The organism is Planococcus sp. TJ-307, assembly GCF_058268435.1.
The window spans coordinates 438,574-445,715 of record NZ_JBZDOJ010000003.1 but is presented as its reverse complement, the minus strand read 5'-3'; the positions used below and the strand labels follow the sequence as shown (position 1 = coordinate 445,715).

The following is a 7,142-nucleotide window of genomic DNA, read 5'->3' as shown; positions in this document are numbered from 1 at the left end:
CAACCAAATAGTCCAGTGATGATGGCAAAGAGGCCACACCCGTTCCCATCCCGAACACGGCAGTTAAGCTCTTTTGCGCTGATGGTAGTTGGGGGTCTCCCCCTGTGAGAGTAAGACGTCGCTGGTCTGTTTTTTTTTTTTTTGGTCCCGTGGTGTAGCGGTTAACATGCCTGCCTGTCACGCAGGAGATCGCCGGTTCGATCCCGGTCGGGACCGTAATTTTGATGATAAACACAGCCAACTCGCTGTGTTTATTTTTTTTGTTCTTCACCACAACCCAAACCAGCGACCGCACAAAAATGATATATTTTGATTTACCGCAGTAATTTCGCTAAACTATGTAAAGACTCAATCGAGGTGACGTGAAAAATGACTTATACACTTATGCTGAATTCGCCGGAAGAAACCGAATCATTCGCGTCTGCTCTGGCACAATTACTGGAACCGCAGGATCTGCTGACGCTGGCAGGTGATTTAGGTGCCGGCAAAACCACTTTCACCAAAGGCTTGGCAAAAGGACTGGGAATTCAACGGATGGTCAACAGTCCAACTTTCACCATCTTGAAGCAATATTCGGGTCGTCTGGAATTAAATCATTTCGATGTCTATCGCCTGGAGAACAGCGATGAAGACATTGGATTTGACGAATTTTTCAGCAGCGACGCCGTATCTGTGATTGAATGGGCAACATTTATAGAAGAGTACCTGCCAAAAGAACGTTTAGAAATCACATTAAACCGGCAGTCTGAACAAGTGCGTACAATCACGCTGCATCCGATTGGCAGACGCTATGAAAAACTTTGCAGGGAGCTAAACTTATGATCTATCTTGGAATCGATACCTCGAATTCCCCATTGACGATTGCGTTAATGGAGGATGGTGTGGTCTTAATAGAAGAAACATCTAATTTAAAAATCAATCACTCGTTGACCGCAATGCCAGCAATCGAAGAAATGATGAAAAAAGCCAAAGTGCTGCCTGCTGATTTGACGCATATCGCAGTAGCAGAAGGCCCTGGTTCTTATACGGGCGTCCGCATTGGCCTGACAATCGCGAAAACATTGGCATGGTCGCTAAAAATTCCGCTGCATCCTGTATCCAGCTTAAAGGTGCTGGCTGCAAATGGGCAGGGATTTGATGGGCTCATTTGTCCAATAATGGATGCTCGTCGTGGTACGGCTTTTATTGGCTTGTACGAAGGGGCTAGTTTGTCCCCGGTGATTGCTGACCAGCATAGCGATGTGAAGGAATTCCTGTTGAAAGCCAAAGAATTCGGGTTGCCTCTACTATTTACGGGAGTTGATGTGGCTTTGCACGAAGCCTTGATTGTTGAGGTGCTGGGTGAAGCTGCTCATTTCAGCGGGCCCCAAAATCGGTTGCCGCGTGCAACGAATCTGATTTTGCTGGCACAAGATTCTGAGGACAGCGACGTTCATCATGCTGTTCCTCAATACCGCCGCATTACGGAAGCAGAAGCCAATTACAACAAAGCGCAAGAAGGTCAGATCTTATGAACGACACAGTCAAATACAGAAAAATGACGATTGCAGACATTGAAGTGGTCTACGAAATCGAAAATTTGTCGTTCAGCTTGCCTTGGACCAAAGATGCTTTTTACTATGAAATGATTAGCAACGAACATGCCTATTACGTGATTGCTGAAACAGATGATGGCATCGTGGGATATTGTGGCATGTGGCTGGTAATAGACGAAGCGCATGTTACAAACATTGCGATCCATCCCGATCAGCGTGGCAAAAAATTAGGTGAAGGCTTGATGCAGGCAGCCATTGATGCGGCCAAAGCACACGGCGCTGTGCTGATGACATTGGAAGCGCGCGTCAGCAATATTGTTGCGCAAAATCTCTACCGGAAATTAGGTTTCAAAAATGGTGGCATCCGTAAGCGATATTATACGGACAATTACGAAGATGCCATAGTGATGTGGGTGAACTTTAATGAATAAAGACATGTATATATTGGGAATTGAAACCAGCTGTGACGAAACGGCCGCTTCCATTGTGAAAAACGGCACAGAAATCATCTCCAATGTGGTGGCTTCACAAATCGAAAGCCATAAACGCTTTGGTGGTGTGGTACCGGAAATTGCCTCAAGACATCATGTGGAACAAATCACATTGGTCATCGAGGAAGCGCTGCAACTAGCTGGAATGGAACCACATCAATTAGATGCGGTAGCGGTAACTGAAGGCCCGGGATTGGTTGGAGCTTTGTTGATAGGTGTCAATGCAGCAAAAGCTTTTGCCTTTGCACATCAGCTTCCTTTAGTTGGCGTTCATCACATTGCGGGGCATATTTACGCGAATCGCCTAGAACAGGAAATGGAGTTTCCGCTTCTGGCCTTGGTGATTTCTGGTGGCCATACGGAACTGATTTACATGAAAGAACATGGCGATTTCACCGTCATTGGTGAAACGCGTGATGATGCTGCCGGGGAAGCTTATGACAAAGTTGCCCGTACGCTGAATTTGCCTTATCCCGGCGGTCCCCATATTGACCGGTTGGCGCATGCCAGCGACGATGCCGTAATGTTTCCACGGATTTGGCTGGAAGAAGGATCTTATGATTTCAGCTTTAGTGGATTGAAATCCTCGGTACTAAACTACATGCACAATGCCGCACAGCGCGGGGAACAAGTCGCTCCTGAACATGTCGCAGCCGGATTCCAGAACAGTGTTGTGGAAGTGGTCACTGGAAAAACGATACGTGCAGCTGAAGAATACGGAGTTCGCCAAGTGATTGCTGCGGGCGGTGTCGCAGCAAATAAAGGATTGCGACGTTCATTGGAAACGGCATTTAAGAAAAAAGGCATTCCATTTTATATTCCTTCTTTGCCTTTGTGTACAGACAACGCAGCCATGATTGCTGCAGCCGGAACTGTCATGTACCAAAAAGGACTCTACGGCAATATGGCCATGAATGGGCGACCAGGGATGCCTTTAACATCATGGATTTAATAGAAGCAAGTAATTTCACCATTTCAGAAGTTCTGGAATGTGTAAAATTACTTGCTTTTTTTGGCATAAAATTCAGACTTTAATAGGATAAGGCATAATTGTTCTGTCAATAGAGAACATTTGTACTTATGCACAATTTGTGAATAAACTGTTTACAACTAGGTGCTAAACGGGGGGTATCCTATATATTGTGTGCTTGAAAGTGGAAAACTATGTGGACAACATTTAGTTTATCTGTGGATAATGTGTATAAGTCTGTTGGCAGTTGATTAGACAAGCGAAGGATTGTGGAAAAATCTGTGGAAATAAATATTTCATAAATTCCTATTGACCTATATATAGAAACAAAAAAACCGGCTGCAAATCAGCCGGTTCTAATTAAATATTTTCAATTTTTTCCTGAAGTTCAAGCCATTGGGTCATCGTTTCTTCATGATCGGATTTCAAACGTTCCAGTTGATTTTGAAGCGGCAATACACGCTCGTGGTCCTGGAAGATTTCCGGCTCGCATAATTGTTCTTCAATATCAGCAATCTGCAAGTCCAGTTCTTCCATCGCCTGTTCGACTTCTTCTGATTGGCGGACCAGCTGGCGTTCCAGCTTTTTGGCTTCTTTATCAATCTGAGAAGTGGAAACAGCAGCTGCTGCTTTTACTTCAGCAACCGAACTGGCTTCATCAAGAGCTTTTAGCTCAGCGACTTCCAACTTTTTCTCTACGTAATAATCATAGTCACCCAAATATTCGGTCGTACCGTCTTGGGTGAGTTCAATAACTTTCGTCGCGATGCGGTTCATGAAATAGCGATCGTGCGAGACAAAGAGCAAGGTACCTGGATAATCCAATAAAGCATTTTCCAGCACTTCTTTGCTGTCGAGATCCAAATGGTTGGTCGGCTCATCGAGCAGCAAGACATTGGCTTTTTGCATCATGAGCTTCGCCAAGGCAACACGCGCCTTTTCGCCGCCTGATAGTGTAGAAACCGGCTTTAGCACATCATCTCCCGTAAATAAGAAGCGTCCCAGAATGCCGCGGATGTCTTTTTCGTTAATAAGTGGGTAATCGTCCCATAGTTCGTTCAGCACCAGCTTATTGCCTTTTAAATTGGCTTGTTCCTGATCGTAATAGCCAAACTGGATGCCGGTGCCGTAGTGGATGTCACCGGCAAGGGGTTCCAGCTCTTTCATGATGGTTTTCAGCAAAGTTGATTTCCCGACACCGTTCGGGCCGACCAGTGCCAGACTTTCCTGACGGTACAGCTTAAGGGCGATATTTTCAGAGACCGGTTTGTCAGTGTAGCCGATTTTTAGCGACTGGACGTTCAACACATCATTGCCGCTTTGCTTGCCAATCGTAAAACCAAAGGCAGCTGATTTTTCATTGCCGTCTGGAGCTTCCATCCACTCGGTTTTCTGGAGGGTCTTCCTGCGGCTTTGCGCCATTTTAGTTGTGGAAGCCCGTGCCAGGTTGCGCTGGACATAATCTTCTAATTTGGCTTTCTCGCCTTGCTGTTTCTCGAAGTGCTTCTGGTCCAATTCGTATTGTTTGGCTTTCTCGTCCAAGTAGCGGCTGTAGTTGCCGGTGTACTTTTTGACGCGGTGGCGGGAAACTTCGTAGACCATTGTCACAACTTGGTCGAGGAAGTAGCGGTCATGGGAAACAATCAGCAATGCGCCTGGATAATTTTTCAAATAATTTTCCAGCCAACTTAAGGTCTCAATGTCCAAGTGGTTGGTCGGCTCATCGAGAATCAGCAGCTGAGGTTTGCTGAGCAAATGCTTCGCCAGCATCAAGCGCGTTTTCTGGCCGCCGGATAACGATACGACTTTCTTGTCGAAGTCTTCTGGATAAAATTTCATGCCATGCAGGATAGCTCGCGTATCTGCTTCAAACTGATAGCCCCCGGCGTCTTTGAAATCATGCTGCAACAGGTCGTATTCTTTCATGACCTTGTCATTTTCTGCAGGGTTATTGTATATGTCAGGTTCGGCCATCTGTGCTTCCAGGCGGCGAAGAGTCGCTTCCTGTTCACGGAAATGGTGGAAAATCGTCATCATTTCATCCCAGACGGTCGCATCCGATTCAAGATTGGTTTGCTGTTCCAAATAGCCGATGGTCAAATCTTTCGGCGTGCTGATATCGCCGCTGTCGTGGGACATTTCACCGGCGATGATTTTCAGTAATGTGGATTTTCCTGCGCCGTTGCGGCCTACCAACGCCACACGGTCGCGGTGCTGGACTTCCAGCTTAACTCCGGACAAAATTTCTTCCGCGCCAAATGATTTATGGACTTGGTTTACTTGCAATACTATCATGTAGGTCACCTCTATTCTCTTTAAGTGTAGCTGATGGGGCGGTTGTTCGCAATTGCGCAAGCCTTTACATATCAAGGCTCCTAATGTAAGATGAAAGCGATTTGACAACACCTCAGGAGGATGCGAAAGCGTATGTTACACGAGACATCTAAAATCCCGCAAGCCACGACCAAAAGGCTGCCGCTGTATTACCGTTTTCTGCAAAACTTCGCAAATGCCGGACAAAAACGGATTTCCTCACAGGAATTAAGCGAAGCGATGAAAATTGATTCTGCCACCATCCGCCGTGATTTTTCACATTTGGGCGCACTCGGCAAAAAGGGCTATGGCTATGACGTTCAGGAGCTGCTGCTGTTTTTCAGGAAGACTTTGGATCAAGAAGAAGAGACCAACGTAGCCTTGATCGGTGTTGGGGGACTCGGCAGCGCATTTTTAAAGTATAATTTCCACCGTAACCACAATACGAAGATTATTGTGGCGTTTGACTCGAACAGTCCGCTGGAAGGTGAAAAAATCAGCGATATCGATACGTACCACCCAGACAGAATTGAAGAAAAGATCAAAGAATACGGTGTGGAGCTGGTTATTTTGACCGTGCCGTCACGATCGGCCCAGGAAGTGACAGACCGTCTGGCACAGACCGATATTAAAGGGATTTTAAATTTTACACCGGTGCGCATATCGGTGCCTGACCATATCCGCGTCCAGACCATCGATCTGTCAGTTGAACTGCAGACATTGATTTATCAGATTAAGCAGCATTGACTTAAAACCTTCACATTTCCATGCCGTTTCGAAATAGCCAAACTGAGTTGAATGATGTAAAATAGAGCCATAATACAGGAGGTGCACGTATGCCAGGTCCAATGAGTATCATTATTATCGGTGTTGTTGCCTTACTCGTTTTCGGTCCCAAAAAGTTGCCGGAACTTGGGAAAGCATTCGGTTCGTCTTTGCGTGAGTTCAAGAACGCAACAAAAGGTCTTGTAGATGACGAAGACGATGATAAAAAAGTAGAGCTTAAAAAGAAAGACGAGCAAAAGGAAATACGTTAGGATGTTTGTCCGATGACAGAAAAAGACATGACTTTAGTTGAACATATAGTTGAGTTGAGAAAACGGCTGACCATTGTAGTCGTTTTCTTTATATTGGCGCTTATTGTCAGCTTTTTTCTTGCCCAGCCGTTAATCCAGTACTTGCAGTATACGGAAGAAGCGAGAGACCTTACCTTAAACGCATTTAAAATTACCGATCCCTTGAAAATCTTTATGCAGGTGACGATGATTCTGGCGTTGATTTTTACATCTCCACTCATCATGTATCAGTTCTGGGCATTTATCAGCCCGGGCCTTCTCGACAAAGAGCGGAGAGCCACACTCAGCTATATTCCATTTTCTCTTCTGCTGTTTTTAGGAGGCATTGCATTTGCCTATTTGATCTTGTTTCCATACGTCATTGGATTTATGCTCAGCATTTCCGATAACATGGACATTCAGGAAACCATCGGCATCAATGAATACTTTCAGTTTTTGTTCCAAATCACGTTGCCGTTTGGCCTGATTTTTCAGCTGCCGGTACTGATGCTGTTTTTGACAAGGCTTGGCATTATTACGCCGATGCTCATGACGAAGTACCGCAAGTATTCCTATCTTGGCTTGGTCATCATCGCGGCGTTTATTACACCGCCTGACATTGTCTCGCATATGATTGTGACGCTGCCGCTGATTATTCTGTACGAATTCAGTGTCATCATCGCGAAGATCGGCTACCGCAAGTTCCTGAAAGCCGAGCAGCAGCAAATCATTGAAGAGCAACAACCGCTAGAATAGTAAAAGCCTTTCACCGAATCCA

8 protein-coding genes, 1 tRNA gene and 1 rRNA gene are annotated in these 7,142 nt (G+C 45.6%); 9 read left to right on the top strand and 1 reads right to left on the bottom strand.

The genetic code is table 11. From position 1 onward, the window contains the following. Nucleotides 1–11 precede the first annotated feature (11 nt). The 6 genes from rrf (at nucleotide 12) to tsaD (ending at nucleotide 2,978) form a co-directional block, all read left to right on the top strand. Nucleotides 12–127 (top strand): 5S ribosomal RNA (rrf, locus tag AC4EHK_RS13755). Between the two features lie 16 nt (nucleotides 128–143). After that, nucleotides 144–216, top strand: a tRNA-Asp gene (locus AC4EHK_RS13750). 153 nt (nucleotides 217–369) lie between these two features. After that, entirely contained in the window at nucleotides 370–822 is a 453-nt protein-coding gene (tsaE, locus tag AC4EHK_RS13745; RefSeq protein ID WP_490979352.1) for a tRNA (adenosine(37)-N6)-threonylcarbamoyltransferase complex ATPase subunit type 1 TsaE, read from the top strand. Beyond that, nucleotides 819–1,514: a tRNA (adenosine(37)-N6)-threonylcarbamoyltransferase complex dimerization subunit type 1 TsaB gene (gene tsaB, locus AC4EHK_RS13740; protein ID WP_490979351.1), complete on the top strand. Its 696-nt coding sequence runs from the start codon at nucleotides 819–821 to the stop codon at nucleotides 1,512–1,514. Before tsaE ends, tsaB begins: the two co-directional genes overlap by 4 nt. Further along, the gene (rimI, locus tag AC4EHK_RS13735) at nucleotides 1,511–1,966 is read left to right on the top strand and encodes a ribosomal protein S18-alanine N-acetyltransferase (RefSeq protein WP_490979350.1); all 456 of its coding nucleotides are present in this window, start codon (nucleotides 1,511–1,513) and stop codon (nucleotides 1,964–1,966) included. The genes tsaB and rimI overlap by 4 nt, the downstream gene beginning before the upstream one ends. Then, nucleotides 1,959–2,978, top strand: a complete 1,020-nt coding sequence (gene tsaD / locus AC4EHK_RS13730; protein ID WP_490979349.1) for a tRNA (adenosine(37)-N6)-threonylcarbamoyltransferase complex transferase subunit TsaD — start codon at nucleotides 1,959–1,961, stop codon at nucleotides 2,976–2,978. Before rimI ends, tsaD begins: the two co-directional genes overlap by 8 nt. Nucleotides 2,979–3,356: 378 nt before the next feature. On the opposite strand, the gene AC4EHK_RS13725 is transcribed toward tsaD, so the two are convergent. Continuing rightward, nucleotides 3,357–5,291, bottom strand: a complete 1,935-nt coding sequence (locus AC4EHK_RS13725) for an ABC-F family ATP-binding cassette domain-containing protein (protein ID WP_490979348.1) — start codon at nucleotides 5,289–5,291, stop codon at nucleotides 3,357–3,359. Between the two features lie 132 nt (nucleotides 5,292–5,423). Here AC4EHK_RS13725 and AC4EHK_RS13720 point away from each other — a divergent pair, with 132 nt between their 5' ends. From AC4EHK_RS13720 to tatC, 3 genes are all read left to right on the top strand, one after another. After that, on the top strand, nucleotides 5,424–6,056 hold the full coding sequence (locus AC4EHK_RS13720; protein WP_490979347.1) for a redox-sensing transcriptional repressor Rex: 633 nt from the start codon (nucleotides 5,424–5,426) through the stop codon (nucleotides 6,054–6,056). Between the two features lie 89 nt (nucleotides 6,057–6,145). After that, nucleotides 6,146–6,346 carry a twin-arginine translocase TatA/TatE family subunit gene (locus tag AC4EHK_RS13715; protein WP_480330119.1) on the top strand — a complete coding sequence of 67 codons (201 nt, stop codon included), beginning with the start codon at nucleotides 6,146–6,148 and terminating at the stop codon, nucleotides 6,344–6,346. Nucleotides 6,347–6,358: 12 nt separating this feature from the next. Beyond that, the gene (tatC, locus tag AC4EHK_RS13710) at nucleotides 6,359–7,120 is read left to right on the top strand and encodes a twin-arginine translocase subunit TatC (RefSeq protein ID WP_490979346.1); all 762 of its coding nucleotides are present in this window, start codon (nucleotides 6,359–6,361) and stop codon (nucleotides 7,118–7,120) included. Nucleotides 7,121–7,142: the final 22 nt, after the last annotated feature.

Excerpts from the sequence above, each read along its gene's own strand:
- tsaE (WP_490979352.1), top strand. The coding sequence starts at position 370 with ATGACTTATACACTTATGCTGAATTCGCCGGAAGAAACCGAATCATTC.
- tsaB (WP_490979351.1), top strand. The coding sequence starts at position 819 with ATGATCTATCTTGGAATCGATACCTCGAATTCCCCATTGACGATTGCG.
- rimI (WP_490979350.1), top strand. The coding sequence starts at position 1,511 with ATGAACGACACAGTCAAATACAGAAAAATGACGATTGCAGACATTGAA.
- tsaD (WP_490979349.1), top strand. The coding sequence starts at position 1,959 with ATGAATAAAGACATGTATATATTGGGAATTGAAACCAGCTGTGACGAA.
- AC4EHK_RS13725 (WP_490979348.1), bottom strand. The coding sequence starts at position 5,291 with ATGATAGTATTGCAAGTAAACCAAGTCCATAAATCATTTGGCGCGGAA.
- AC4EHK_RS13720 (WP_490979347.1), top strand. The coding sequence starts at position 5,424 with ATGTTACACGAGACATCTAAAATCCCGCAAGCCACGACCAAAAGGCTG.
- AC4EHK_RS13715 (WP_480330119.1), top strand. The coding sequence starts at position 6,146 with ATGCCAGGTCCAATGAGTATCATTATTATCGGTGTTGTTGCCTTACTC.
- tatC (WP_490979346.1), top strand. The coding sequence starts at position 6,359 with ATGACAGAAAAAGACATGACTTTAGTTGAACATATAGTTGAGTTGAGA.